A 24,339-nucleotide genomic window follows, 5' to 3' on the forward strand; every position below is an offset into this window, starting at 1 on the left:
CCCGTTCCGACGGCACGGTCAGCCATAGAGATGCAGGTCCTGTCCCTTGGCCTTCAGCCACGCCCGGCAGCGGGCGACGTCCGGATGCAGCCGGTCGACCACGGCCCAGAAGCGCGAGGAATGGTTCATCTCGACCAGATGCGCGACCTCGTGCGCGACCACGTAGTCCAGCACCGGTTCGGGCGCCAGCAGCAGGCGCCAGGAATAGCTGAGCCGGCCGCTGGAGGCGCAGCTGCCCCAGCGGCTGCGGGTGTCGCGCACCGTCACCGCGGTAACGGCGACGCCGAGCTTCAGCGCCATCGCCCGGCTGCGGGCGAGGAGCTGGCGCCGCGCCTCCGACTTCAGCCAGGCGGCGAGGCGGGCGCCGACATGCTCGACCGGGCCGCCGATCCGCAGCTCGCCAGGCCCGATTCGCACGGTGCGGCCGGCCGCGGGGTCATGTATGATTTTATGCAGGACGCCGAGGATCGGGACCTCGGCGCCGGGCAGGAACGGGGTCCGGCCCGGCATGGCGGCGCGGCGGCGGCGCACCCAGTCGGCGTGGCGGTTGACGAAATCCGCGATCACCTGCGCCGGCACCCGCGGTGGCGCCACCACGACCACCTCGCCGAGCGCCGGGTCGAGCCGCAGCGACAGGCGCCGCGCGCGGGCATTGCGGCGCAGCGCCACCGGCCGGTCGAGGCCGGAGACGGCGAGAAGGGCGGGGGGTGCCTTGAGGCGGGTCCGGCTGGGCATGGCCGGACCATAGACGGGCCGGAGCCGCAGGGGAATCGCGCTTGCGATAAATACCATGAATGAATGTTATTTATTTAACCATACACTTCTGTTGATGGTTAATTCTGTTGACTTCGTTCCTCGAGCTGTGAAACCCTCATTCTCGCCGGTCCTGCTCAGGATCGCGCCGCGGCAATTTTCCGTGAAGCTTGCGCCGCGTCACCAAACGCTAAGCGCCACGACCGGGTTCGTGGTCTCGAGGAGTCGAAGCCCATGCCTCTCTTCTGCGATCCCAGCAGCCGGCCCTCGGTCCGTTGCCTCTGCCCGGTCGGCTGTCGCGGCCAAGCCTGAGTCTCTCCCTTTCGCCCATTCCATAACGGCGCCCCGGCCGTCTGATCCGCGCCCTCTGATCGGCATCGATGCGCGACCGGCCCTGTGCGTGCGCCCGCCCGTTCGAGGCCCATTCGTTCGAGGACTACCCCGAATGCTCGTCCAGATCCTGCGATGGTCCCTGTTGGCCGGTGCCGCCGCCATCGTCATCGGCAGCCACGCCCGCGCCGAGGAGGCGCTGACCATCGGCTACCAGAGCACGGTGGAGCCGTCGAAGGTGGCGCAGGCCGACGGCCTGTACGAGAAGGCGATCGGCCGCCCGGTCGAATGGCGGAAATTCGACAGCGGCGCCGACGTCGTCGCCGCCATCGCCTCCGGCGCCGTCCAGATCGGCTATGTCGGGTCGAGCCCCCTGGCCGCCGCGGCCAGCCGCGAGCTGCCGATCCGCACCATCCTGGTCGCCATCGAGATCGGCGCCTCCGAGGCGCTGGTGGTGCGCGACGGCGCCGGCATCGACAAGCCGGCCGACCTCGCGGGCAAAAGAATCGCCGTGCCCTTCGTCTCGACCACCCATTACAGCCTGCTGGCGGCGTTGAAGCACTGGGGCATCGGCCCCGGCTCGGTCCGGGTCCTGAACCTGCGGCCGCCGGAGATCGCGGCCGCTTGGCAGCGCGGCGACATCGACGCCGCCTATGTCTGGGACCCGGCGCTGGGCAAGATCAAGGAGAGCGGCAAGGTCCTGGTCACCTCGACCGAGGTCGCCGCCTGGGGCGCGCCGACCTTCGACGCCTGGATAGCCCGGGCCGACCTGATCGCGGCGGATCCCGAGGCGGTGCAGGCCTTCGCCGACGTCACGCTGGAGGAATACGCGGCCTATCGTGCCGACCCGAAGGCCTGGAGCGCGGAGTCGGAGGAGGTCGCCAAGATCGCCCGGCTGACCGGCGCGAAGCCGGAGGAGATCCCGGCCCTGCTACAGGGCAGCGTCTTCCCGGTGAAGGCCGAGCAGGCCGGGCCGGCCCTGCTGGGCGGCGGCACGGCCGAAGCGATCGCGGCCACGGCCGCATTTCTGAAGGAGCAGGGCAAGATCGACCAGGCGCTGGCGGATTACGGCGCTTACGTCGACGCCCGCTTCGTCGCCGCCACGACGGCGGCGAACTGAACAGGGCGGCAGGAGGACCCCATGTCGGTTCTGGCGGTGGAGGCCGTCTCGGTGACCTATCCCGCCGCGGATGGCGACATCCGTGCGCTGGATCGGCTCACCCTCGCGATCGAGCCGGGCGAGTTCGTCGTCGCCCTCGGCCGGTCGGGATGCGGCAAGACCACGCTGCTGAACCTGATGGCGGGCTTCCTGACGCCGGAGACGGGGACGGTCACACTCGGCGGCGTTCGTGTGACCGGCCCCGGGGTGGAGCGGGGCGTCGTCTTCCAGGACGACGCCCTGTTCCCCTGGCTCGACGTGCTGGGCAATGTCGGCTTCGCGCTCAGGCTGCGCGGCGTGCCGCCGGCCGAGCGCGACGACCGGGCCCGCCGCATCCTGCGGCTGGTCGGCCTCGACGGCTTCGAGCGGCAGCGGCTGTGGGAGCTGTCGGGCGGCATGCGCCAGCGGGTCGGCCTGGCCCGCGCGCTGGCCGCCGACCCGGAGGTGCTGCTGCTGGACGAGCCGCTCGGCGCGCTCGACGCGCTGACGCGCGAACGGATGCAGGAGCTGCTGCTCGACCTGTGGCACCGGACCGGCAAGAGCCTGTTCCTGATCACCCACAGCATCGAGGAGGCGCTGTTCCTGGCGACCCGGCTGATCGTGATGTCGCCACGGCCCGGCCGCATCGTCGAGGAGCTGCGGCTGGACTTCGGCCGCCGCTACTGTAGCGGCGAGCCGGCGCGTCGGATCAAGTCCGACCCCGGCTTCATCGCCCTGCGCGAGCGGGTGATGGACCTGATCTTCGAACGCGAGGCGGCCTGACTTGGCGGACCTCGCGCTCCAGAAACCGGCGCCTTCCCCCGCTGCGAGCGGGGGGCCGATCCCGCGGCGGCGCCGGCGCGGGACGAGGCTGATCAGCCTCGCCACGGCGGCGGGCCTCCTCCTCCTATGGGGGCTCGTCTCCAATCTCGGCCTCGTCCCGCCTCTCTTCCTGCCGACGCCGCAGGCGGTGCTCGGCAAGCTCGTCACCACGGCGTCCATCGGCTTCGCCGACGCCACCCTTTGGCAGCATCTGGCGGCCAGCCTGGGCCGGGTCTTCGCCGCCCTGGCGCTCGCCATCCTGGTCGCGGTGCCGGTCGGCATCGCCATCGGCACCAGCCGGGTGGTGCGCGGCGTGCTGGACCCGCTGATCGAGTTCTACCGGCCGATCCCGCCCCTGGCCTATCTGCCGCTGATCGTGATCTGGTTCGGCATCGGCGAGACCTCGAAGGTGCTGGTGATCTTCCTCGCCATCTTCGCCCCGATCGCGATCTCGACCGCCGCCGGCGTGCGCGGGGTGCCGCCCGACCGGCTGCGCGCCGCCCGCGCCCTCGGCGCCACCCGGGCGCAGCTGCTGCGCCACGTCATCCTGCCGAACGCGCTGCCGGAGATCCTGACCGGGGTGCGCATCGGCCTCGGCGTCGGCTGGTCCACCCTGGTGGCGGCCGAGCTGGTCGCGGCCACCAGCGGCCTCGGCTTCATGATCCAGAGCGCGGCGCAGTTCCTGGTCACCGACGTGGTGGTGCTGGGCATCCTGGTGATCGCCGCGATCGCCTTCCTGCTGGAAGTCCTGCTGCGCCTGCTGCAGCGCCGGCTGACGCCCTGGCACGGGCGCGTTTGAACCGATCCGACAACCAACCGCAAACAGAGAGGCCCGCCATGCCCGACAGCCTGTCGTCGACTCTCTTCTCGATCCAGCCCCTGAATCCCGCCATCGGCGCCGTGGTGCGCGGCATCGACCTGGCGCAGCCGCTGGGCGACGCCACCATCGCCGCGATCAACCGGGCGCTGCTGCAGCACCATGTGCTGTTCTTCGAGGACCAGGAGCTGACCCCGGCGGCGCAGCGCGACTTCGCCGCCCGCTTCGGTCCGCTGCACGTTCATCCGGTCTACCCGCATGTCGCGGAGGTGCCGGAGATCATCATCCTCGACACCCATCCGGGCAACCAGCCGGACAACGACAACTGGCACACCGACGTCACCTTCATCGAGACCCCGCCGCTCGGCGCGGTGCTGGCGGCGAAGGAGCTGCCGCCCTCCGGCGGCGACACCACCTGGTCCAGCAGCATCGCCGCCTTCGAGGCGCTGTCGCCGCCCTGGCAGGGCTTCCTCACCGGCCTGACCGCGCTGCACGATTTCGCCAGATCCTTCCCGCCGGAGCGGTTCAGCGCGCCGGAAGAGCGCGAGCGCTGGCAGATCGCGCGCGAAAAGAACCCGCCGGTGATCCACCCGGTGGTGCGCACCCATCCGGTGACCGGCCGCAAGGGCCTGTTCGTCAACGAAGGCTTCACCATTCGGATCACCGGCTTCTCGACCCGCGAGAGCGACACGGTGCTGCGCTTCCTGTTCGAGCACGTCGCCCGGCCGGAATTCACCGTGCGCTGGCGCTGGAAGCCGGGCGACGTCGCCTTCTGGGACAACCGCTGCACCCAGCACTACGCCCTGGCCGACTACCTGCCGCACCGGCGGGTGATGCACCGCGCAACGATCCTCGGCGACCGGCCGGTTTGATCCGGACGATCGATTTATTGCTTCGCTCCCCTTTTTTCTGTCATCGCCGGGCTTGACCCGGCGATCCAGGGGCCACCCAGAGCGGCATCGACAGCCCTGGATGCCCGGGTCAAGCCCGGGCATGACAGTTGAAAAGGTGATTCTCTCTAGACGGCCGCCCTACCCCTTCACCGCGCCCTTGGCCAGGCCGGCGACGATGTGGCGCTGGGCCACCAGGAAGAATACGATCGCCGGCGCCAGCGTCAGGGTCACGAAGGCCAGGACCTTGTTCCATTCGGTCGAGTACTCGCCCTGGTAGTTCATGATCCCGAGCGGCCAGGGATACATCTCCGGCGCGTTGAACATGATCAGCGGCAGCAGGTAGTTGTTCCAGCTGGCCACCAGGGCGAAGACCGCGACCGTGGCCAGGATCGGGCGCGACAGCGGCAGCGTGACCCGCAGGTAGAACTGGAAATAGCCGCAGCCGTCGACCCGCGCCGCCTCCCACAGCTCATAGGGCAGCTGGCGGAAGAAGCCGCGCAGCATCAGGATCGCCATGCCGAGGCCGAAGGCGACCTGCGGCAGCACCACGCCCCAATAGGTGTCGAGCAGGCCGAGGTCGCGGACCCGGATGAACAGCGGCAGCATCGCCGTCGCTGCCGGGAACATCAGCCCCAGCAGCATGTAGTTCAGCAGCATGCGGCTGCCGAAGAACACGACATGGGCGAAGACGAAGGCCGCCATCGACCCGACGATCAGCACCAGCCCGACGGTGAGGCCGGCGATGACGGCGGAGTTCAGCAGCATCCGCCACAGCCGCCGCGACCCCAGGATCTCCCCATAGACCGCGCCGTCCCAGCTGGACGGCAGGCCGAGCGGGTTGACCCGCAGCTCGCCCAGCGACTTGAAGCCGCCCAGCGCCGCCGCGACCAGCGGCACCAGCACCAGCGCAGCGACCGCCAGCAACACCAGATATTGCGGCAGGAGGGAGGGGCGGAGCGTGGGCGCAGCCATGGGCCTTCCTAATCCCCGCGCATCAGGGTGCCGCGGTAGACGAGCGAGAAGGTGACGCAGATCAGGAACAGCACCACGCCGACGGCGCTGCCGAAGCCGATCTCCATCCGCATCTGGCCGAAGGTGTAGAGATACGTCACCAGCGAATGGGTGGAGTTGGACGGGCCGCCCCGGGTCAGCGCCATCACCATGTCGAACAGCTGCAGCGCCCCGACCACGGCGAAGAACACCGTCAGCCGGATGGTCGGGAACAGCATCGGGATCTTGATCCGGCGCACGATCTGCCAGGACGAGGCACCGTCGATCCGGGCCGCGTCGACGATCTCGTGCGGGATGTTCTGCAGGCCAGCGATGTAGATCATCATGTGGAAGCCGAAATACTTCCACACCACCAGCAGCAGCACGGCCGCCATCGCCAGGTCGCGGTCGGCCAGGACGAAGGGGGCCTCGGCGCCGGAGCCGAACCAGCTCCAGATCAGGGCCACGGCACCGTACCGGCCGTCATAGAGGAACTGCCAGATCAGCCCGGTCGCCACCTCGGCCAGGATGTAGGGCAGGAAGAACACCATGCGGAATGCCACCCGGCCGCGCAGCTTCTCGGCCAGGAGCAGCGCCATGGCCAGCGCCAGCGGCAGCTGGACCGCCAGCGACACCAGGATGATCAGCCCGGTGTTGGTCAAGGCCGACCAGAAGGTGCGGTTGCGCAGCAACAGCTCGAAATTCCTGAGCCCGACGAAATCCTGCGGGCTGCCGTAGCCGTTCCATTTGAACAGGCTGTAGAAGCCGGCCTCGCCCATCGGCAGGATCACGAAGGTCGTGAACAGGACGAGGGCCGGCACCAGCATCAGCACCACCGGCGCCACCCGCGTGCGCAGCGCCGTGTCGCGCCGCCGCCGGGCGGCGACGCGATCGAGATCCGCGGCGGTCGCGGCGACGGTCATCGGGTTGCCACCCTGAGAGCCGACGCCAAACGAGTCCCCCCTCCCCTCGCGGGAGGGGGGTAGGGGGAGGGGGTTCCCTCGGCCCGAACCGGCCAGGAAGTCCGGCAGGCCGGCCTCAACGACGAGTGCGCTTCCGACCATTCGCGCGCGGACGCGCGCAGACCCCTCCCCCTAGCCCCCTCCCGCAAGGGGAGGGGGGACAAGGAAGGGAAGCACAGCGAAACGTCTCGAGAGCGAAAACCCACCATCGCCTCCAACCAGCTCACCGCATTTCCCAGGCTTCCTGGACCTGGGCGGCCGCGTCCTCCGGGTCGGTCGCGCCGGAGGCGATGTCGGTGGTGACGTCGTTCACCACCCGGCCGACATTGGCGCCCAGCATCTGGTCGTAGAACACCTGGAAGTAGCCGGCCCTGGCGATGTTCTCCGCCATCTGCCGGAAATACGGGTTCTTCAGCTTCTCGGCCGTGCCCTTGTTCACCGGGATGTAGATGCCGAGCTCCGCCGCCTTCTCCTGGTTCTCCTTGTTGGTCAGGAACTTGAGGAAATCGACCGCCTCCGGCGGCGCACCCTTGGTCACCAGCCAGCCGTTGACGCCGCCCAGCACGTCGGTCGGCTCGCCGGCGCCGCCCGTCACCGCCGGGAACGGGAACCAGCCGAGATCCTGGTCCGGGATGCCCTTGCCCGAGGCGCTGTTCTTCTTGCTGTTCAGATAGTCCCAGTTGCCCATCAGGTGCATCGCGGCCTTGCCGTCGCCGAAATAGCCGGCGGCCTGCGGGTTGGTCAGCCCGAGATAGCCGGGCTCGAACGGATCCAGCGCCGCCAGCTCCTTCAGATGCTCGCCGGCCTTGACGAAGACCGGGCCGTCGAAGCCGTCGCCGGACTGGTCGTAGGCGGCCTGGAACGCCGCCTTGCCGCCGATCCGCATGGCGAGATAGGTCCAGTAGAAATGGATCGGCCATTTGTCGGCGCCGCCGGTGGCGAGCGGCACGATGCCGGCGGCCTTGATCGTCTTCACCGCGGCCAGCAGGTCGTCCCAGCTCTTGATGTCCTCGGCCTTGACCCCGGCCTTGGCGAAGAGCGGCTTGTTGAACCAGAAGCCGACCTGCGAGGCCAGCACCGGCACGCCCCAGACATGGCCGTCGACGGTGAAGGCCTCGAGCGCGGCCGGGCTGATCCGGTCGGCCCATTCGCCCTTCACCGCCTCGGTCAGGTCCTCGATCACCCCGGCCTTGATCTGGTCGCGCAGCACGCCGCCGCCCCAGCTGTAGATGATGTGCGGCCGGTCGGATGATTGCAGCGTGGTCGGCAGCTTGGCCTTGTAGGCCTCGTTCTCCAGATACTGCATCTGGATGGTGACCCCGGGATGCGCCGCCTCATAGGCGCGGGCGACGCCCTCCATCCAGGCCACCGTGTCCGGCGTGTTCTCGATGTGCAGCCATTTCACCGTGACCTCGGCCATGGCTGCGCCGGACAGGAGGCCGGCGGCGGCGAGGGCCGCGAGGCCCGACAGGATCCTCTTCATGGTCTTCTCCTCCCCGTCCCGCCGCCTTGATCGGCGGCGGGTTGATCCGAATAGGGGACGATCAGCCCCCCGCTGTGCCGGCGCGCCGCGCCGACGTCTCGATGCCGTATTCGAGGCCGATCGCCGCCCGCCAGGCGTCCATCGCCTTCAGGTTGCCGAGGCTGTCGGCCAGGCTCATGAAGGCGGATTCCCTCTCTCCCGCCGCCACCGCGTCGCCCACGGCGTCGGCCTCGAAGGCGTAGAGCCAGCCCGGCTCCTCGATCGTCACCGTCTCGGCCGTGCCGTCGGGGCGGGTGACGAGGATGGTGCCGGTGCCGCCCTCCTTGCCGCTGCAGAACCAGGGCGACGCGACCTCGATCCGCCCCTGGGTGCCGAAGATCCGCACCGTGTTCTCGAGGGCGAGGGAGACGCCGGTCGCCACCTGGGCGACGACGCCGCCGGGGAACTCCAGCACCGCCGCCGTCCATTCGTCGACCCCGGTGCGGCCGAGATGCCCGGCGCCGACGACCCTCACCGGATCGAGGAAGGGCTTGCCCACGGCGGCGCCGGCGACGAGGCGCGCGATCGACACCGGATAACCGCCGACATCGAGGATGCCGCCGCCCGCGAGGTCGTTGGCGAACAGGCGGTGATCGGGGTTGAACCTGGCGGCGAAGCCGAAGCTGGCCTGGATCATGCGCATCTCGCCGATCGCGCCGCCCCGCACCAGCTCCGCCAGCCGCTTGGTCTGCGGATGGGCCCGGTACATGTAGCCCTCGGCCAGGAACACCCCGGCGCGGCGGGCCGCGTCGACCAGCACCGCTGCTTCAGCGGCATTGATGCCCATCGGCTTCTCGCACAGCACATGCTTGCCGGCCGCGGCGGCGCGCACGCCCCAGGCGACATGGGCCGGATGCGGCGTGGCGATGTAGACGGCGTCGACCTCGGGATCGGCCAGCAGCGCCTCGTATCCGGCGTGGATCCGGGCGCCGGGGAAGGCCTCCGCCAGGCCCGGCCTGGACGCGTTGCGCGTGCCGATCGCCACCAGCCGCCCGGTGCGGGACCGGGCCACCCCTCCGGCAAAGGCCTGGGCGATCCGTCCCGGCCCGAGAATGCCCCAACGCAGCTTCGCTTCCGTTCCCATGCCTGTCTTTCCGTCTGTCGAGAGGGTCATCGCCCCTCCACCGCCCTCGTGATCGGGCCGGCGATGAAGGGACGCTGCATCAGGAAGGACATTGCCATCGGCCGGACGGTCATGACCACCATCGCCGCCGAGGTCGGGCCGCTGCCGATGAAGCTCGGCCTGTCCATGCCTCTTCTCCCCTGATCGCCAGGTCCAAAGGGAACGGCGGATAATTTTTTCGTTTCACGAATTTATCACACCGGCTAGGGTGAAGCCTGTCAAGATCGAAAAATCGGATGATTGCCCAGAAACCGAAACAATATGGCCGGTCGGACGGGATGGAAGCGCAGAATCGAGGCGAGACGAGGCCGCACATCACAGGATGCATCGGCACTCCCGTCATGGTGCGCCGCACCATAAAATTCGGATCATGACGGAATGACGGCCGACCTTCTTCTGCGGCAGCCCCGGCCATGAAGACCGCCGATCCGGAGCTGATGCGGGCGATCAACCGCTTCCACGTGCTGGATGTGGTGCGGCGCTACGGGCCGATCTCGCGGGTCGAGATCGTGCAGCGCACCGAGCTGGCGCCCGCCACCATCTCCGCCATCACCGGCGGGCTGATCGAGGAGAACCTGATCCTGGCCCGCGCGGTCGAGGGCGTCGGCACCGCCGCCCGCGGCCGGCCGCGGGTGATGCTGGAGCTGAACCGCGAGGCCGCCCATGTCTGCGGCGTCAAGCTGGCGCCGCACCAGATCAGCATCGCCGTCACCGACTACATGGCCGATGTGGTGAAGACGCTGTCGCTGCCGATCCGCGTCGCCCGCCAGGCGCCGGAGGTGGTGGCCGACATCCTGGAGGACGGCATCCGCCGCTGCGTCGCCGACGCCGACCTCGCCCTCGACCGGCTGGGCGGCATCGGCATCGGCCTGCCCGGCTTCGTCGACGGCCGCAACGGCATCTGCGTCTGGACCCCGATCCTGGGCGCGCCGGACGTGCCGCTCGCCGAAATGATCCGCGAGCGGCTGGGCGTCCGCACCACGGTCGAGAACGACGTCCACCTCGTCACCCTGGCCGAGCACTGGTTCGGCCATGGCCGCGACAGCGACAGCTTCGCCGTGGTGGCGGTCGAGGATTCGGTCGGGCTGGGCCTGTTCCTGAACGGCGATGTGCACCGCGGCGCCGCCGGCATGGGAACGGAGTTCGGCCACACCAAATACGCGCCCGATGACGGGCTGCCCTGCCGCTGCGGCCAGCGCGGCTGCATCGACGCCTATGTCTCCGACCATGGCATCGTCACCCGCGCCCGCGCCCTGCTGGGCGCCGAGGCCGGCACGATCGCGCCGGACGACCCGCGCGCCATCGGCCGGCTGCGCGACATGGCGCGGGCGGGACGGGCCGAGATCCGCGCCCTGTTCGAGGAGGCCGGCGCGATCCTGGGCTTCGCCGTCGGCAACCTGATCACGCTGCACAGCCCACCCAAGGTGATCGTGGCCGGCAGCGCGATCCAGGCCCGCGACCTGATGGAGCCGGCCCTGCTGGCCGCGATCGAACGGGTCGTGCCGCCGCCGATCCGGCGCGGCACCGAGATCATCCTGCATGAATGGAGCGACGACGCCTGGGCCCGCGGCGCGGCCAGCCTGGTGCTGCGGCAGCTCTACGAAGCGCCCTGGAACGGCCAGGGCATGCCCCGATAGCGGAGAGGACACCCGGATGAGCGACAAACCCGTCGGCGTCGGCATCATCGGCTGCGGCGTGATCAGCGGCGCCTATCTGAAGGCGGCGGCGCATTTCCCGATCCTGCGGGTGCGCGCCTGCGCCGACCTGAACCCGGAGGCGGCGCAGGCGAAGGCGGCCGAGTTCGGCATCGCGGCCGTGAGCATCGAGCAGCTGCTGGCCGATCCCGAGATCGAGATCGTGCTGAACCTGACCACGCCGCAGGCGCATGTGCCGGTCGGGCTGCAGGCGATCGCCGCCGGCAAGCATGTGCATGCCGAGAAGCCGCTGGCGGTCAGCGTCGCCGAAGGGCGCACCCTGCTGGAGGCCGCCAGGGCCAAGGAGCTGCGCGTCGGCAGCGCCCCCGACACCTTCCTCGGCGCCGGGCAGCAGACGGCCCGCGCCCTGATCGATGCCGGGCGGATCGGCCGGCCGGTCGCCGGCACCGCCTTCATGATGGTGCCGGGGCATGAGCGCTGGCACCCGAACCCCGATTTCTACTACGCCAAGGGCGGCGGCCCGCTGTTCGACATGGGCCCCTACTACCTGACCACTCTGGTCAACATGCTGGGGCCGGTGGCGCGGGTGACCGGCACGGTCGCCGCGGCCTACACCGAGCGCCGCATCGCCAGCGGTCCGCGCGCCGGACAGGTGGTACCCGTCGACACCCCGACCCACATCACCGGCACGCTGGCCTTCGCCTCCGGCGCCGTGGTGACGATGGTGATGAGCTTCGACATCCCGGCCCACCGCCATGCGCCGATCGAGATCTATGGCGAGACGGCGTCGCTGAGCGTGCCCGACCCGAACACCTTCGGCGGCGAGGTGCTGGTCTCGGTCGACCGCACCGAGTGGAAGGCCGAGGCGACCGGGCACGCCTATGGCGACGGCAACTACCGGATCATCGGCGTCGCCGACCTGGCCCAGGCCATCCGCACCGGCCGGCCGCACCGCGCCAGCGCCGAGCTGGCCTTCCATGTGCTGGAGGTGATGGAGGCGGTGGAGCGATCCGGCCGCGAGGGCCGGCCGATCGAGATCGAGAGCCGCTGCGACCGGCCGCAGCCGATGCCGGTGGAGCCCGCCTTCGGCCGGGCCGCCTGAGACGCGAAAGGGAGACGGAGCAATGACGAGGCAGGCGCTGATCGTCTGGGGCGGGTGGAACGGCCACACCCCCAAGGAATGCGCGGATGTGGTGGCCGGGATGCTGCGCGGCGACGGCTTCGAGGTGTTCGTCGAGGACACCACCGAGGCCTTCGCCGACCCGGCGCTGAAGGACATGCACCTGATCGTGCCGATCTACACCATGTCGACCATGGAGAAGGAGGAGGTGACCAACCTCTGCGCCGCGGTCGAGAGCGGGGTCGGCCTCGCCGGCTTCCACGGCGGCATGTGCGACGCCTTCCGCAACGAGGTCGCCTATCAGTTCATGACCGGCGGCCAGTGGGTGGCCCATCCCGGCAACATCATCGACTACCGGGTGCGGGTGACCCGGCCGGACGATCCGGTGATGCAGGGGATCGAGGATTTCGACTACCGGTCCGAGCAGTACTACATGCATGTCGACCCGAACAACGAGGTGCTGGCCGAGACCACCTTCACCGGCGAGCACGCGCCCTGGATCGCCGGGCACACCATGCCGGTGGTGTGGAAGCGCCGGCACGGCGCCGGCCGGGTGTTCTACAGCTCGCTCGGCCATCGGGTGGAGGAGTTCGAGAACCGGTCGATGCGGACCATCCTGCATCGCGGCCTGCTGTGGGCGGCCCGGGAGGGCTGAGACAACCGGGCGCTTGCGTTTGTCACGGCCGAATCGGTAACACCAGAGGCTGAACCATCACGCCGGACGAGCCCTGTTGCCCGACGCCCGCCAGCCCGACGAGATTCAGCCCGACCCCGGCGTCGAACCGCCCGCCGGGGCGAACCGCCGTCGGCGCTTCTCGCAGGTGCTGCAGGACCTGGCTGCCGAGGGCGGCGAGCGCATCGCCATCGCCGACATCCTGACCGCCTTCGGCGACCGGGCCTTCGGTGCGCTGATGCTGGTCTTCGCCGTGCCCAACATCATACCGACGCCGCCCGGCACCTCCTCGGTGCTCGGTGCGCCGCTCTTGTTCATCACGGCGCAGCTGATGATCGGGCGCCCGGTGCTGTGGCTGCCGCGGATGATCACCCAGCGTTCGGTGGCGCGGGCGGATTTCGCCCGGCTGGTCGGGCGCATGGTGCCGTGGCTGGTCAAGGTCGAAAGGCTTCTGCGGCCGCGGCTGTCGATCCTGATCGGCCCGGTGGCGGACCGCTTCATCGGCGCCGCCTGCCTGTTGCTGGCCATCATCCTGTTCATGCCGATCCCGTTCGGCAACATGGTGCCGGCGCTGGCGATCTCCGCCTTCGCCATCGGCCTGATCGAGCGCGACGGCATCGCCGTTTCGGTCGGCTGGGCCGCCGCCACCGGCGCACTGGCGCTTCTCGCCGCCGTCTCCGCCGCCCTCTGGGCGGCGCTGCGCGCCTTCCTGGAGACGCTGCTGGGCGTGACGATCTGAACGTCAGGTGGGCAGGTCGGCGATGCGGGTGACGACGCGGATGCACAGCGGCTCGCGCCGGCCGCGGATCACCACCCGCTCGGCCCGGAAGGCCGACAGGTCGGCACCGGCGTGGTCGAGCAGGTCCTGCGAGACCACGAGCTCCGCCGCATAGCCCTTGCACAGCCCTTCCAGCCGGCTGGCGGTGTTGACCGTGTCGCCGACCGCGGTCAGGCCCTTGACCCCGCCATAGCCCATCTCGCCGACGATCGCCGGGCCGACATGCAGGCCGATGCCCATGCGCAGCGGCTCCTTGAGGTCGGAGGCCAAGGCCTCGTTCAGCTCGGCCAACCGCGCCGCCATCCGCCGGGCGGCGTCGAGCGCTTGGCGGCTGCCGGCGTCGCGCCCGGCCTCGACCCCGAACAGCGCCATCACCCCGTCGCCGATGAACTTGTCGACCCGGCCGCCCGCCGCCTCGATCGCCTGACCCATGGCGGCGAAGTAGCGGTTCAGCAGGAACACCACGTCATAGGGCAGGCGATGCTCCGACAGCCGGGTGAAGCCGCGCAGGTCGGCGAACAACACCGCGACCTCGCGCTCCTGGCCGTGGCGGTGGCCGGGCCCCTGGAAACCGTCGCGGGCGGTCGCGGTCGGCGGCAGCAGCGGCGTCACCTCGAGATCCGCCACCGGCCGGATCTGGCAGGCCAGCCGTACCCCTTCGGGTGCGCCGATCCGCTGCAGCACCCGGGCCTCGTCGGGGCCCGGCGGCGGCAGCTGCTCGGCCCCCATCCCGACCCGGACGCGGCAGGTCGAGCAGCGGCCGCGGCCGCCGCAGACCATGGCCTGCGGGATGCCGGCCGCGCGGATGATCTCCAGCGCGGTGGCGCCGGGGATGATGTCGAGCACCCTGGTGTCGCGATAGTACAGCTTGGGCCCGCCGCGGCGGGCCCGGACCGCGCGCAGGGCCGGCCCGGCGAAGGCGGCGATGACGAGCCCTACGATCGTGATCCGTGTCCACAGCGCCCCCTGGGCGGCGAAGGCCTGCGCCTCCGGCGTCAGCTTGATCGACCGGTGCAGTTCCTCGAGCCAGCCCGGCTGCATCGCCAGCGCGCGGACCTGCAGCCCGGCGGACACGAAGCCGGCGAGGCCCAGCGCCGGGATCAGCAGGGCGGCCGCGTAGAGATAGGGCAGCGCCTTCGGATACCAGGGCTTGAGGCGCAGCCAGTAGTGCACGCCGATGCAGCCATGGACCCAGGCGACCAGCACCAGCACCGTCTGCTGCAGGGCGACCAGCCCGTTCCCGGTCCACATCGCCGACAGCACGTAGCGGTAGGGCGTGCCGACGCCGAACCGTTCGAAGGCGACCACGGTGCCGAAGACATGCGCCGCCAGCAGCAGCGGCACGGCGAGGCCGAGCCCGAGCTGAACCGCCTGCCACGACTTCAGCCGGAAGCTGTGCCGCCGCCAGATCGACACCAGCGCATTGGCGAAATGGATCAGGAAGGCGGCGGCGAGGACGGTCAGGCCGGGCTGCTTCTCCCACACCAGGATGAACAGCCCGAGGCCGCGCTCCATCGCGTCCAGCGAGATCAGGCCGGCGGCATGGTTGATCAGGTGGGTGGCGAGGAAGGCGAGCAGAACCAGCCCGCTCGGCAGCCGCAGCTTCTGCAGCAGCACCCCGGCCCGCGCCCCCGAGGTCTCGACGCTGGAAAGATCGCTCAGTTCAAGGGACCGGAATAAACCCAGGTCTCCACCGTGTCATGGGCGCGGAAGGCCGGGACCTCGGGATGGTGGTAGACGAAGACGCGGATCGCCGCCTCGAGCGCCACCGAGCGCGGCGCGCCGCGTGCCACCAGCTCGCTATAGGCGCGAGTCACCGCCTGCTGGCAGCGGCAGTCCGATGGGCCGTCGGAAAAGGGCTGGTCGCCGAAGCCGCAGCCCTCAGGCCTTCTTTTTCCGGCCATAGAGTTCGAGCCTGTGATCGACGAGTTCGTAGCCGAGCCGCCGCGCGATCTTCTCCTTCAGCGCCTCCAGCTCCTGATCCTTGAACTCGATGACCTCACCGGTTTCAAGGTCGATCAGGTGGTGGTGGTGCTCGAGATTGACCTCGAAGCGCGAGTAGTTCTCGTTGAAATCGTGCCGCTGCACCAGGTTCAGCTCATCGAGCAGATGCAGGGTGCGGTATACGGTCGCGATGCTGATCGACGGGTCGATCTCGCGTGCGCGGTGGTAAACGGTCTCGACCGACGGGTGGTCGAGCGATTCGGTCAGAACCTGCAGAATGACGCGACGCTGATCGGTCATCTTCAGGCCGGCGGAGATGCACCTCTCCTCGAGCGTCATGGCTCAAGCCCTCTCTAGCCGCGGAACCATTGGCGGATTTAGAGAGATTACAGATCGACGCGGCGCTTGGCATCCGAAAATGCGCCGCATTGCAGCAACAGGAGGACGGCGATGGAGATGAGCATCCACGGCTGGATCGCGCTCGGCATCGCCGTGGTCGGCATCATCGCCCTGAACCTCGGGCTGATGCATCTCGCCCGCAAGAAGCACGATTCCCACTACGATCCTCACGACGACGCGCCCTGAGCGGCGGCCGCGGCGTCGCCATCCGGCTTGTCGAGGCTGCGGGTCAGCACCATGCGGTGCGGGAACGGGATGTCGATCCCGAGCTCGTCGAAGCGCCGCTTCATGCGGCGGTTGAACTCCCGCATCACGCCCCATTGCTTGCTCGGCGGCGTCTTGATCCGCGCCTTGATGGTCACGGCGCTGTCGCCGAACTTGTCGAGGCCGATGATCTCGATCGGCGCCAGGATGTTCGGCGCCCATTCCGGATCCAGCTGCATCTCGCGGCCGAGATCGCGCAGCACGTCGATCACCCGGTCGACATCCTGGTCGTAGCCGATGCCGACGTTGAACACGGCGAAGGAGAAGTCCTTCGTCATGTTGACGATCGACGTGACCGAGCTGAACGGCAGCGTGTGCACCGCCCCGGTCTCGTCGCGCAGCCGGATGGTGCGGATGGTCATGGCCTCGACCACGCCGCTGTCCGAGCCGATCTGGACCACGTCGCCGACTGCCAGCGTGTCCTCGAACAGGATGAAGACGCCGGTGATGACGTCCTTGACCAGGGTCTGGGCGCCGAAGCCGATGGCGAGGCCGACCACGCCGGCGCCGGCCAGCAGCGGTGCGATGTTGATCCCGACCTCCGACAGCACCATCAGCACCACGACGGTGATCAGCAGCACCATGAAGGCGTTGCGCAGCAGCGGCAGCAGCGTGCGGGCGCGGGCGCTGCGCTGCACCAGCCGTCCTTCGGCATCGTGCCGATTCAGGTGGTACTCGATCAGCTGGCTGACCACCTCCCACGCCACCAGCGCCGCCACGATCACCAGCAGGATGGCGCCGCCGCTGGCCAGGACGGAGCGGCCGGTCTCGGTCTCCATCCAGGCGATGCCGCCGAGCTGCCAGACCTCCAGCAGCACCAGGACGCCGACCAGGACGACCACCACCCTGAGCGCATTGTCCAGCACCGGCAGATAGCGGTTGGCGCGGTGCTCGAGACCGGGGAAGCGGGCCCTGAGCTCCGGCCCGATCGAGAAGGCGCGGTGGATCAGCCGCGGCCCGTAGCTGGAGACGAGCCGCGCCACGGCCAGGACCAGCACGGTCAGCAGCGTGGCCCGGATGATGAAGGCGAAGCCGCCATTGATGCCGAGCGCCCAGATCGCGAAGGTGACGACGACATAGGCGATGGCGACGAGGTGCCAGACCTCGGCGAAGCGCCGCCGGGCGGAGCCGACGGCGCGGGTCACCCCGGCCTCCTCGCTCTCCGCGGCCCGGCGGCGGCGCCCGCGCAGCCAGTCGGCGACCGGCTGCCGGTTCTGCAGGATCAGCACCACCACCATCGCGGCGACGGCCAGGCCGATCAGGTATTTGAGCGCGGCCAGGCTGCCGCCGGGAAGCCCCAGCACCACGGCGGTGGAGACCGCGAGATAGCCGAAGACCAGGAGGTAGATCAGCCGCTTGGCCCAGACATAGAGGTAGCCGGCGGTCTCGTCGCCGATCCGCAGCAGCCGCAGATGCGGATGTTCCGGCGTCAGCGCCAGGCGGATCAGCATCAGGGCCAGGCCGCTGATGATCGCGGCGTTGACCAGCGCCAGAACCACGGTGCGGACGAACCAGGGCGGGTCCAGCACCACCGCCATGGCGTAGGCGCCGAGCACGAAGGCGATCAGCGGCAGGAAATCGAGCACCGCCTGGGCCAGCAGCAGCGGGATCTTGCCCCAGAGCGTGGCCGGCGTCCTGCCGTCCAGCGCCGCGAAGGGCCGGCGCAGCAGCAGCCGGACCAGCCAGCCGGCGGCGACGCCGGCGACGATCACGCCGACCACGTTGAGGAAGACCGCCCCCCAGCGCGACCGCGCCGCCGGATCGGAGAGCTGGTCCCGGGTCCAGGTCGCCAGCTCCGGCAGCCGCGCCAGGGTGCCGCCGATCGCCGCGACGGCGCCGGTGACGTCCTGCACCTTGTCCGAGACCACGACCAGGGCCTGGCTGCCCACCGTCTGCAGCGCGCTGCGCTCCTCCGGCTGCGGCGCCTGGGCCTGCAGCAGCAGCTGCAGGCGGTCGATCAGCTCGGCCCGCTGCTTGTCGTCCTGCAGCGTGGCGATCAGCGCCTTGACCCGTTCGGGATCCGCCGGCCGATCGGCCGCGGTCTCCGAGGCGGTGGTGGGGGTTCCCGGCACCTGGGCGGCAGCGAGGCCGGGCGCGAGCAGCAGAAGGAGAAGGAGCAGCGGGCGGAGAAGGCGGATCATCGGCTCGGGCCAGTTGTGGACGGGCGGCGGTCCGGATCGGCGTCGCGCTGGACGGCCGATCCGATCCTTCCCTTCCTGGCCCTCTGGATCAACCCATCCGTCGAGGCCATCTTGGAAACGTCCTCACGCGGAACGGCAGACGGGCGCGGCGGCCCGGGAAGGGAATGCGATCATGGCGGATGACGGCGACCTCGGCTCGGTCCGGCCGAAGCTGGTCGAGAGCAAGCGGCGCTGGGCGCGCGAGGGCCGGCTGCTGACCGGCGCCGCCCATGGTTCCGGCGCCGATCCGGAGCGGGACCGGCTGCCGCCGGGCCAGCGCCTGGTCGAGAACTGGCCGGTGCTCGATCTCGGCGTGCAGCCGGAGATCCCGCTGGACAAATGGCGGCTGACCATCGACGGGCTGGTCGAGGCCCCGACGGTGTGGCGCTGGGACGACGTCCTGACCCAGCCGGAGTTCGAGGACGTCTCGGACATCCACTGCGTCACCGCCTGGTCGCGCTTCGACAACCGCTGGCGCGGCGTCTCGGCCCGGCACCTGCTGTCGGTGGTGCGGCCGAAACCCGAGGCCAGGCATGTGATCTTCCACAGCTACGACACCTACACCACCAACGTCGCCCTCGACGCCTTCGCCGAGGAGGACGTGCTGCTGGCCACCCATCACGACGGCGAGCCGATTCCGGTGGAGCATGGCGGGCCGCTGCGCGTGATCATGCCGCGCTGGTACTTCTGGAAGAGCGCCAAATGGGTGAAGCGGATCGAGTTCACCGCCGCCGACCGCCCGGGCTTCTGGGAGGAGCGCGGCTATCACAACGAAGGCGACCCGTGGCGGGAGCAGCGCTACGGGTGATCCCTCCGCGCCACTCCTCCTCTTGTCATTGCCGGGCTTGACCCGGCAATCCAGGAAGCGTCGAGACCTTCTGGATGCCCGTCCTCGGGCTTGACCCGAGGACCCGCCCGGGCACGACAGGAAAAGGTGATGCCTCGGCGGCCTCAACGAGGCAGCAGGCTGCGCAAGGATTCCGCGCCCGGGTTGCTCCTCTGCCCCTGGAAGACGATCCGGGCCGGGGTGCCGAAGCCGTAATAGGCGTCGTTCATGCCCTGGTCCTCGCTGATCACGGTGCCGTCCAGCGTGCCGCCGGCGAACAGGCCCTTGTTCTGCGAGAAGGCGTACATGTCGGCGTTGGTGTTCAGCCCGGTCGAGGCGCCGACGCCGGCGCCGAGGGTGAACAGCGAGCCCGACAGGTCGGCGCCGACGGTGAAGCTGCTCTGCTCCACCGCCCGCAGGCCCTTGTCGGTCATGATCGTCAGCACCAGCTGCGAGACCTGGCCGCCGATCTGCAGGCCGAGGCTGCCGCCGCCGATGCCGTAGAAGGCCGGGTAGCTCCAGTTCCCGTCCGGCAGCCGGACCAGCATCACGGCATTGCCGCCGCGGCCGCCGACGATGAAGCCGCCGCGCAGCAGCTCCGGCGCGATCAGCACGGCCTTGGCGCCGCGGATGTAGCGCGGCAGCTGCGTCAGCTCCGGCGAGGCGAGCAGCGTCTGCAGCGCGATCCGGCTCTCGTCGACCAGCAGCTGCGCGTCGCCCGGCGTCGCCGTGTTCGAGCCGCAGCCGGCAAGGGCGCCCGACAGGGTCAGCCCGGCGGCCGACGCGCCCGTCAGGCGAAGGAACTTGCGGCGGTCGATCATGGCCAGGCCCCTCCTCAGATTCCACATGAAGAATCGCGGTGTAGCGCACAACAATCAATACATTTTTACGTTCCCGGCCGCCAGTTCAGGGTGACCACCCGCCAGGCCTCGTCGCCGGAGGCGGGCCGGATGCGGTCGATCCGGGTCAGCGACAGCATGTCGACGGCGAGCCGCAGCGCGCGGTTGCCGTCGAGATCCAGCGCCAGAGTCGCCGCGGCGCGGATGGTTCCGGCATGGGCGACGGCGACGACGTCGCGGCCGGCATGGATGTCGGACAGGCGCCGGATCGCCGGCTGCACCCGGCGCAGCACCGCGTCGAAGCTTTCGCCGCCGGGCGGGGCATGGCCGGCCGGGTCCGACCAGAACGGGTCGTCCTGCGGCAGCGACCCGTAGACCTCGCGGCTCGGCCGGCCCTGCCAGGCGCCGAAATCCTGCTCGATCAGCGCCGGCTCGACCGCGGGCTCGGCCGCCTCCCCCATCGCCGCCAGCAGGGCCGCCGCGGTGTCGGCGGTGCGCCGCAGCGGCGTGCACAGCCACGCCGCCCCGCGCGGCAGCCGGGCGGCGAGGCCCGCGGCCGCAGCCGCATCGGCGGTGTCGGCCGGCAGGTCGAGCCGGCCGTAGAGCAGCTTGTCCGGGTTCACCACCGGGGCGTGGCGGATCCACCACCAGCGGGTCGCGCTCATGCCGCCGCCGCGGCGCACAGCACCACGACCTCCGCCAGCTGCTGCGCGGCGCCGAGCACGTCGCCGGTCTGGCCGCCGATGCGCCGCCGCGCCAGCCCGGCCAGCGCCCAGGCGGCCAGCGCCGCCAGGGCCAGCGCTGCCAGCCCGTGCCGCAGCCCGAGCAGCAGCAGGGCGAAGCAGAAGGCGAGGCCGAGGGCGGTGAAGACCGCTTCCGGCGGCGGCCGGCCGGCGCCGGCGCCGAGCCCGTCGGTCCGGGCCGGCGGCAGCCAGGCCAGCAGCGCCGGGGCCGTGGCCCGCGACACCGCCCCGGCCGCGGCCAGGGCCGCCACGCCGGCCCAGGGTGCCACGACCGCCGCCAGGGCCACAGCGCGCAGCCCGACCGACAGCACCAGGGCCAGGGTGCCGTAGCTGCCGATGCGGCTGTCGCGCATGATCTCCAGCGTGCGCTCGCGGTCGCGCCCGGCGCCGAAGCCGTCGGCGACGTCGGCCAGCCCGTCCTCGTGCAGCGCCCCGGTCAGCAGCATCTGCGCCGCCAGCGCCAGCAGCGCCGCGACCAGCGGCGGCGCGCCGAGCCAGAGCGCCAGCGCCCAGACCAGGCCGGCGGCGGCGCCGATGCCCGCCCCGGCCAGCGGGAAGATCCGCATCGACCGGGCCAGCGCGTCGGCCGGCGCGTCCTGCGGCCAGCGGACAGGCAGCCGGGTCAGGAAGCAGGCGGCGATGCGCAGGTCGCGCTGGAGGTCGTCCATGCGAACCGGTTAGCGGGTCGCGCGGCGCCGGGCAAGCGGCCGTCAGATCAGCCGCCGGATCGCCCGCTTCCGCCACACCAGGCGGTAGAAGACGATCTGGCCCAGCGCCATCACGATGAAGGCGACCGGATAGGCGATCCAGATGCCGTCGATGCCGATCTGATGGCTGAGCAGCCAGGCCACCGGCACCTCGACGCCGAGGATGGCGAAGAGCGAGATCGCCGTCGGCGCCAGCACCGTGCCGCTGGCCCGCATCACCGCGGCGACCACGCCGGCGACGCCGAAGACGATGTAGCTCCACAGCGTGATGTGCAGCAGGTCCTGCGCCAGGTCGATCACCGGCGGGCTGGTCAGGAACAGGCCCATCAGCGTGCGCGAGAACAGGTAGCAGAGCGCCACCAGCCCGCCGGTGACGGCGAGGTTCAGCAGCAGACCGGTGCGGGTGATGGCGCCGAGCCGGTCGACATGGCCGCCGCCGATCGCCTGGGCGCCGAAGATCGAGGCGGTGATGGCGATCGAGATCGCCGGGAACTGGACGTAGCTGACCACCTGGTTGACCGCGCCATAGGCGGCGGTGGCGTCGGAGCCGAAGCCGTTGACGAAGGACAGCACCGCGACCTCGGCCAGCGACACCAGCACCAGCTGCACGCCCGAGGGCAGGCCGATGCGCAGCACGCCGGCGAGGATGCGGCGGTCGATCCAGAGATGGCGCAGCAACACCGCGTCCGGCGCCAGGGCATGGCCGCGACGGCGGAGATGGAAGCCGAGCCAGACGAGGGCGGCGAGGAAGGAGACGATCGACGCGTAGGCGCCGCTGAGCACCCCGACCTGCGGCAGCCCGGCCCAGCCGCGGATCAGCGCCGGGGTCAGGATGAGGCCGATCACGGTCTGCAGCGCCAGGACCAGGAGCGGCGTCACCGTGTCGCCGACGCCGCGCATCATCGAGGTCATCAGGATGAAGACGAACAGCCCCGGCATGGCGATCAGCATGATCCGGGCATATTCGGTGGCGTCGGCCAGGATGTCGGCCGGCGTGCCGACCGCGGCCAGCAGCGACCGGGTGAAGGCGCCGCCGAACAGCGCGACGACGAGGCCGGCCAGGATGGTGACCGTGAGCGCAGTGCCGGCCACCGCCTTGACCTTCTCCGGCTCCCGCGCGCCCCAGGCCTGGCCGATCAGCACCGAGGCGCCGGCGCCGAGGCCGATGATGAAGGAGATGAAGAAGAACAGGATCGGGAAGAACGCCGAGACGGCGGCGAGCGCGCCGACCCCGATCATCTGGCCGAGATAGATGTTGTTGACCGTGCCGGACAGCCCCTGCAGCACGTTGCTGAGCATCATCGGCCCGAGGAACAGCAGGAACGCCTTCCACAGGGGCGGCGGGGCCGCAGCGGCATCCGCACCGCGCTCGATCGCGTCCGACATGATGATCCCCTTCAGGCCGTCTTCCCGGCGTCGAAAGCGGCGGCGGCCAGGCGCCGCGCATGGTCGCGGATGTCGGTCGGCCAGGCCTCGGTCAGCACAGCGAAGCGGTCGCGGTCCGGCGCGAACAGGGCGCGCGCCGCCTCCTCGAAGCCGGGCCGGTCGCCGGCCATCGCCGCCATGAAACGATAGGCCGATTCCTGCGCCCGGCGGACGCGGTCCTGCCCCTCGCCGGCCCGCCGCGCCTCCTCCACCAGGCGGCGCAGCGTCACCGAGGCGCCGCCGGGCTGGCGGGCCAGCCAGTCCCAGTGCCGCGGCAGCAGCGTCACCTCGCGGGCGACGACGCCGAGCTTCGGCCGGCCGGGGCCGCGCGGAGCTTCGCGCTCCGCCGCAGCCTCCTCCACCCGCGGCAGGCGGGCCAGCACCTCGGCCTCGCTGCCGCGCAGGTCGAGCTCGACCGGCCGGCTGGTGGCGTCGTCGAAGACCAGGACCGGAGCGGCGTCATCCTGCTCGGCAGCCCGCTTCGCCGCCAGGGCCACCTCGGCCAGCGGCCCCGAGGCGATGCGGCGGACGCCCTGGAAGGCGGTGCAGGTCGGGATGGAGGGATCGGTGTTCGGGGTCACGGCGCCCCTCCCTGCGGATGATGGAACGCCGCTTTATACCCGGGTGAAAATGGATCGTCAATTCCGCCCGGGTAAAAATCATCGTGATCGGGCTTCGGCGAGGTCGAGCTCTGCGCTTATATAAACAGCCGTTCACTTACGAAGACGAGTCCATGCCCCGGCCCCGCACCATCCCCGACGAAGCCCTGCTCGACGGCGTCCTTGCGGTCATCCGCCGGGCCGGGCCGGAGGGCGTGACCTTCGCCGCGGTGGCGACCGAGACCGGACTGTCGGCCGCGACGCTGGTGCAGCGCTTCGGCAGCAAGGCGGCGATGATCCAGGCGGCGCTGCTGCGCGCCTGGGACCTGCTGGACGCCCGCACCGAAGCCGCCGACGCCGCGGCGCCGCCAGGCCCGGCCGGGGCGGTCGAGCTGCTGGTGGCGCTGTCCGGCGACTACGGCGAGGGCGACGACTATGCCGAGGGGCTGCTGGTGCTGCGCGAGGACCTGCGCGACCCGGCGCTGCGCCGCCGCGGCGCCACCTGGGGCGAGGCGCTGGCGGACGCGCTGGGCCGGCGCCTGGCCGACGGCTCCGGCCCGCGGCCGGATCTCGGCCGGCTGATGGCGGCGCAATGGCAGGGCGCCCTGCTGTGGTGGGGCTTCGAGCGCGGCCGCCGGCTGCCCCAGGCCGTGGCGGCGGAGCTGGAGGCCTGGTGCCGGGCCGTGGGCTCTCCCACAGGCCGCAAGTCAGACGGCGCGTCGATTCCCCTCTCCTCGGGGAGAGGGAGGGGCCCGACGCCGAAAGCGGCGGGAGGGTGAAAGGGATTCGGGCGATGCCGTCGGGTAGTCGAGGATGGCCGGTATCAGAACCCCCATC

General features: G+C 70.6%; 26 protein-coding genes. 11 read left to right on the plus strand and 15 right to left on the minus strand.

The features are described from left to right. Positions 1-18 precede the first annotated feature (18 nt). Positions 19-735 (minus strand): M48 family metallopeptidase, encoded by a 717-nt coding sequence (locus tag G537_RS0107040; RefSeq protein WP_026869506.1) that lies wholly within the window; start codon positions 733-735, stop codon positions 19-21. Between the two features lie 463 nt (positions 736-1,198). Here G537_RS0107040 and tauA point away from each other — a divergent pair, with 463 nt between their 5' ends. Genes tauA through tauD form a run of 4 tightly spaced genes read left to right on the plus strand, consistent with a single transcriptional unit; the run spans position 1,199 to position 4,732 of the window. Continuing rightward, a complete protein-coding gene (gene tauA / locus G537_RS0107045) occupies positions 1,199-2,203 on the plus strand; it encodes a taurine ABC transporter substrate-binding protein (RefSeq protein WP_026869507.1) in 1,005 nt (334 codons plus the stop codon). Between the two features lie 21 nt (positions 2,204-2,224). Next, complete coding sequence (gene tauB / locus G537_RS0107050; RefSeq protein ID WP_026869508.1) at positions 2,225-3,004, plus strand: taurine ABC transporter ATP-binding subunit; 780 nt, start codon at positions 2,225-2,227, stop codon at positions 3,002-3,004. 1 nt (position 3,005) lies between these two features. After that, on the plus strand, positions 3,006-3,842 hold the full coding sequence (gene tauC / locus G537_RS0107055) for a taurine ABC transporter permease TauC (RefSeq protein ID WP_026869509.1): 837 nt from the start codon (positions 3,006-3,008) through the stop codon (positions 3,840-3,842). 38 nt (positions 3,843-3,880) lie between these two features. Next, the gene (gene tauD, locus G537_RS0107060; protein ID WP_034850757.1) at positions 3,881-4,732 is read left to right on the plus strand and encodes a taurine dioxygenase; all 852 of its coding nucleotides are present in this window, start codon (positions 3,881-3,883) and stop codon (positions 4,730-4,732) included. Between the two features lie 159 nt (positions 4,733-4,891). Here tauD and G537_RS0107065 read toward each other — a convergent pair whose 3' ends face one another. The 5 genes from G537_RS0107065 to G537_RS43570 all read right to left on the minus strand — a co-directional run bounded on the left by G537_RS0107065 (position 4,892) and on the right by G537_RS43570 (position 9,478). Then, positions 4,892-5,725 (minus strand): carbohydrate ABC transporter permease, encoded by an 834-nt coding sequence (locus G537_RS0107065; RefSeq protein WP_026869511.1) that lies wholly within the window; start codon positions 5,723-5,725, stop codon positions 4,892-4,894. An 8-nt stretch (positions 5,726-5,733) separates the two neighbouring features. Further along, a complete protein-coding gene (locus tag G537_RS0107070) occupies positions 5,734-6,666 on the minus strand; it encodes a carbohydrate ABC transporter permease (protein WP_026869512.1) in 933 nt (310 codons plus the stop codon). Positions 6,667-6,928: 262 nt separating this feature from the next. Beyond that, positions 6,929-8,188 (minus strand): ABC transporter substrate-binding protein, encoded by a 1,260-nt coding sequence (locus G537_RS0107075; RefSeq protein ID WP_026869513.1) that lies wholly within the window; start codon positions 8,186-8,188, stop codon positions 6,929-6,931. Positions 8,189-8,249: 61 nt separating this feature from the next. Next, on the minus strand, positions 8,250-9,311 hold the full coding sequence (locus G537_RS36820) for a Gfo/Idh/MocA family protein (protein ID WP_051248055.1): 1,062 nt from the start codon (positions 9,309-9,311) through the stop codon (positions 8,250-8,252). Positions 9,312-9,337: 26 nt separating this feature from the next. Next, the gene (locus G537_RS43570; protein ID WP_155888533.1) at positions 9,338-9,478 is read right to left on the minus strand and encodes a hypothetical protein; all 141 of its coding nucleotides are present in this window, start codon (positions 9,476-9,478) and stop codon (positions 9,338-9,340) included. Positions 9,479-9,763: 285 nt separating this feature from the next. Here G537_RS43570 and G537_RS0107090 point away from each other — a divergent pair, with 285 nt between their 5' ends. The 4 genes from G537_RS0107090 to G537_RS0107105 all read left to right on the plus strand — a co-directional run bounded on the left by G537_RS0107090 (position 9,764) and on the right by G537_RS0107105 (position 13,537). After that, positions 9,764-10,987 (plus strand): ROK family protein, encoded by a 1,224-nt coding sequence (locus tag G537_RS0107090; RefSeq protein WP_026869514.1) that lies wholly within the window; start codon positions 9,764-9,766, stop codon positions 10,985-10,987. A gap of 16 nt (positions 10,988-11,003) precedes the next feature. Next, on the plus strand, positions 11,004-12,107 hold the full coding sequence (locus G537_RS0107095) for a Gfo/Idh/MocA family protein (RefSeq protein ID WP_026869515.1): 1,104 nt from the start codon (positions 11,004-11,006) through the stop codon (positions 12,105-12,107). Between the two features lie 22 nt (positions 12,108-12,129). Beyond that, on the plus strand, positions 12,130-12,780 hold the full coding sequence (locus tag G537_RS0107100) for a ThuA domain-containing protein (RefSeq protein ID WP_026869516.1): 651 nt from the start codon (positions 12,130-12,132) through the stop codon (positions 12,778-12,780). A 76-nt stretch (positions 12,781-12,856) separates the two neighbouring features. Further along, positions 12,857-13,537: an exopolysaccharide biosynthesis protein gene (locus G537_RS0107105; protein ID WP_211230308.1), complete on the plus strand. Its 681-nt coding sequence runs from the start codon at positions 12,857-12,859 to the stop codon at positions 13,535-13,537. A 3-nt stretch (positions 13,538-13,540) separates the two neighbouring features. On the opposite strand, the gene G537_RS0107110 is transcribed toward G537_RS0107105, so the two are convergent. From G537_RS0107110 to G537_RS0107120, 3 genes are all read right to left on the minus strand, one after another. After that, positions 13,541-15,193 (minus strand): adenylate/guanylate cyclase domain-containing protein, encoded by a 1,653-nt coding sequence (locus G537_RS0107110; RefSeq protein WP_026869518.1) that lies wholly within the window; start codon positions 15,191-15,193, stop codon positions 13,541-13,543. 41 nt (positions 15,194-15,234) lie between these two features. Next, the gene (locus G537_RS36825) at positions 15,235-15,393 is read right to left on the minus strand and encodes a hypothetical protein (protein ID WP_211230309.1); all 159 of its coding nucleotides are present in this window, start codon (positions 15,391-15,393) and stop codon (positions 15,235-15,237) included. Positions 15,394-15,457: 64 nt separating this feature from the next. Next, positions 15,458-15,859, minus strand: a complete 402-nt coding sequence (locus tag G537_RS0107120) for a Fur family transcriptional regulator (RefSeq protein ID WP_026869519.1) — start codon at positions 15,857-15,859, stop codon at positions 15,458-15,460. A gap of 111 nt (positions 15,860-15,970) precedes the next feature. Between G537_RS0107120 and G537_RS45380 the strand changes: the two genes are divergently transcribed. Next, positions 15,971-16,105 carry a hypothetical protein gene (locus tag G537_RS45380; RefSeq protein ID WP_281171448.1) on the plus strand — a complete coding sequence of 45 codons (135 nt, stop codon included), beginning with the start codon at positions 15,971-15,973 and terminating at the stop codon, positions 16,103-16,105. Here the strand turns inward: G537_RS45380 and G537_RS0107130 are convergent. Further along, a complete protein-coding gene (locus tag G537_RS0107130; RefSeq protein WP_026869520.1) occupies positions 16,087-18,324 on the minus strand; it encodes a mechanosensitive ion channel domain-containing protein in 2,238 nt (745 codons plus the stop codon). The genes G537_RS45380 and G537_RS0107130 overlap by 19 nt on opposite strands. A 172-nt stretch (positions 18,325-18,496) precedes the next feature. Here G537_RS0107130 and G537_RS0107135 point away from each other — a divergent pair, with 172 nt between their 5' ends. Then, positions 18,497-19,171: a sulfite oxidase-like oxidoreductase gene (locus G537_RS0107135; RefSeq protein WP_026869521.1), complete on the plus strand. Its 675-nt coding sequence runs from the start codon at positions 18,497-18,499 to the stop codon at positions 19,169-19,171. Between the two features lie 143 nt (positions 19,172-19,314). Here the strand turns inward: G537_RS0107135 and G537_RS36830 are convergent, their stop codons facing one another. From G537_RS36830 to G537_RS0107160, 5 genes are all read right to left on the minus strand, one after another. Next, the gene (locus G537_RS36830) at positions 19,315-20,010 is read right to left on the minus strand and encodes a lipid-binding SYLF domain-containing protein (RefSeq protein ID WP_051248057.1); all 696 of its coding nucleotides are present in this window, start codon (positions 20,008-20,010) and stop codon (positions 19,315-19,317) included. A 65-nt stretch (positions 20,011-20,075) separates the two neighbouring features. Beyond that, entirely contained in the window at positions 20,076-20,693 is a 618-nt protein-coding gene (locus G537_RS0107145) for a histidine phosphatase family protein (RefSeq protein WP_026869522.1), read from the minus strand. Next, positions 20,690-21,439, minus strand: coding sequence for an adenosylcobinamide-GDP ribazoletransferase (gene cobS / locus G537_RS0107150; RefSeq protein WP_026869523.1), 750 nt, complete (start codon positions 21,437-21,439; stop codon positions 20,690-20,692). Before cobS ends, G537_RS0107145 begins: the two co-directional genes overlap by 4 nt. Before the next feature lie 42 nt (positions 21,440-21,481). After that, entirely contained in the window at positions 21,482-22,864 is a 1,383-nt protein-coding gene (locus G537_RS0107155) for an MATE family efflux transporter (RefSeq protein WP_051248059.1), read from the minus strand. Positions 22,865-22,875: 11 nt separating this feature from the next. Beyond that, a complete protein-coding gene (locus tag G537_RS0107160; RefSeq protein ID WP_026869525.1) occupies positions 22,876-23,484 on the minus strand; it encodes a DUF2239 family protein in 609 nt (202 codons plus the stop codon). A 152-nt stretch (positions 23,485-23,636) separates the two neighbouring features. Here G537_RS0107160 and G537_RS36835 point away from each other — a divergent pair, with 152 nt between their 5' ends. After that, on the plus strand, positions 23,637-24,281 hold the full coding sequence (locus G537_RS36835; protein ID WP_064742081.1) for a TetR/AcrR family transcriptional regulator: 645 nt from the start codon (positions 23,637-23,639) through the stop codon (positions 24,279-24,281). The last annotated feature ends 58 nt before the right edge of the window (positions 24,282-24,339 follow it).

The organism is Inquilinus limosus DSM 16000 (assembly GCF_000423185.1).
In the GTDB taxonomy this organism is placed as follows: Bacteria; Pseudomonadota; Alphaproteobacteria; order DSM-16000; family Inquilinaceae; genus Inquilinus; species Inquilinus limosus.

Excerpts from the sequence above, each read along its gene's own strand:
- G537_RS0107040 (WP_026869506.1), bottom strand. The coding sequence starts at position 735 with ATGCCCAGCCGGACCCGCCTCAAGGCACCCCCCGCCCTTCTCGCCGTC.
- tauA (WP_026869507.1), top strand. The coding sequence starts at position 1,199 with ATGCTCGTCCAGATCCTGCGATGGTCCCTGTTGGCCGGTGCCGCCGCC.
- tauB (WP_026869508.1), top strand. The coding sequence starts at position 2,225 with ATGTCGGTTCTGGCGGTGGAGGCCGTCTCGGTGACCTATCCCGCCGCG.
- tauD (WP_034850757.1), top strand. The coding sequence starts at position 3,881 with ATGCCCGACAGCCTGTCGTCGACTCTCTTCTCGATCCAGCCCCTGAAT.
- G537_RS0107065 (WP_026869511.1), bottom strand. The coding sequence starts at position 5,725 with ATGGCTGCGCCCACGCTCCGCCCCTCCCTCCTGCCGCAATATCTGGTG.
- G537_RS0107070 (WP_026869512.1), bottom strand. The coding sequence starts at position 6,666 with ATGACCGTCGCCGCGACCGCCGCGGATCTCGATCGCGTCGCCGCCCGG.
- G537_RS0107075 (WP_026869513.1), bottom strand. The coding sequence starts at position 8,188 with ATGAAGAGGATCCTGTCGGGCCTCGCGGCCCTCGCCGCCGCCGGCCTC.
- G537_RS36820 (WP_051248055.1), bottom strand. The coding sequence starts at position 9,311 with ATGGGAACGGAAGCGAAGCTGCGTTGGGGCATTCTCGGGCCGGGACGG.
- G537_RS43570 (WP_155888533.1), bottom strand. The coding sequence starts at position 9,478 with ATGGACAGGCCGAGCTTCATCGGCAGCGGCCCGACCTCGGCGGCGATG.
- G537_RS0107090 (WP_026869514.1), top strand. The coding sequence starts at position 9,764 with ATGAAGACCGCCGATCCGGAGCTGATGCGGGCGATCAACCGCTTCCAC.
- G537_RS0107095 (WP_026869515.1), top strand. The coding sequence starts at position 11,004 with ATGAGCGACAAACCCGTCGGCGTCGGCATCATCGGCTGCGGCGTGATC.
- G537_RS0107100 (WP_026869516.1), top strand. The coding sequence starts at position 12,130 with ATGACGAGGCAGGCGCTGATCGTCTGGGGCGGGTGGAACGGCCACACC.
- G537_RS0107120 (WP_026869519.1), bottom strand. The coding sequence starts at position 15,859 with ATGACGCTCGAGGAGAGGTGCATCTCCGCCGGCCTGAAGATGACCGAT.
- G537_RS45380 (WP_281171448.1), top strand. The coding sequence starts at position 15,971 with ATGGAGATGAGCATCCACGGCTGGATCGCGCTCGGCATCGCCGTGGTC.
- G537_RS0107130 (WP_026869520.1), bottom strand. The coding sequence starts at position 18,324 with ATGATCCGCCTTCTCCGCCCGCTGCTCCTTCTCCTTCTGCTGCTCGCG.
- G537_RS0107135 (WP_026869521.1), top strand. The coding sequence starts at position 18,497 with ATGGCGGATGACGGCGACCTCGGCTCGGTCCGGCCGAAGCTGGTCGAG.
- G537_RS36830 (WP_051248057.1), bottom strand. The coding sequence starts at position 20,010 with ATGATCGACCGCCGCAAGTTCCTTCGCCTGACGGGCGCGTCGGCCGCC.
- G537_RS0107145 (WP_026869522.1), bottom strand. The coding sequence starts at position 20,693 with ATGAGCGCGACCCGCTGGTGGTGGATCCGCCACGCCCCGGTGGTGAAC.
- cobS (WP_026869523.1), bottom strand. The coding sequence starts at position 21,439 with ATGGACGACCTCCAGCGCGACCTGCGCATCGCCGCCTGCTTCCTGACC.
- G537_RS0107155 (WP_051248059.1), bottom strand. The coding sequence starts at position 22,864 with ATGTCGGACGCGATCGAGCGCGGTGCGGATGCCGCTGCGGCCCCGCCG.
- G537_RS36835 (WP_064742081.1), top strand. The coding sequence starts at position 23,637 with ATGCCCCGGCCCCGCACCATCCCCGACGAAGCCCTGCTCGACGGCGTC.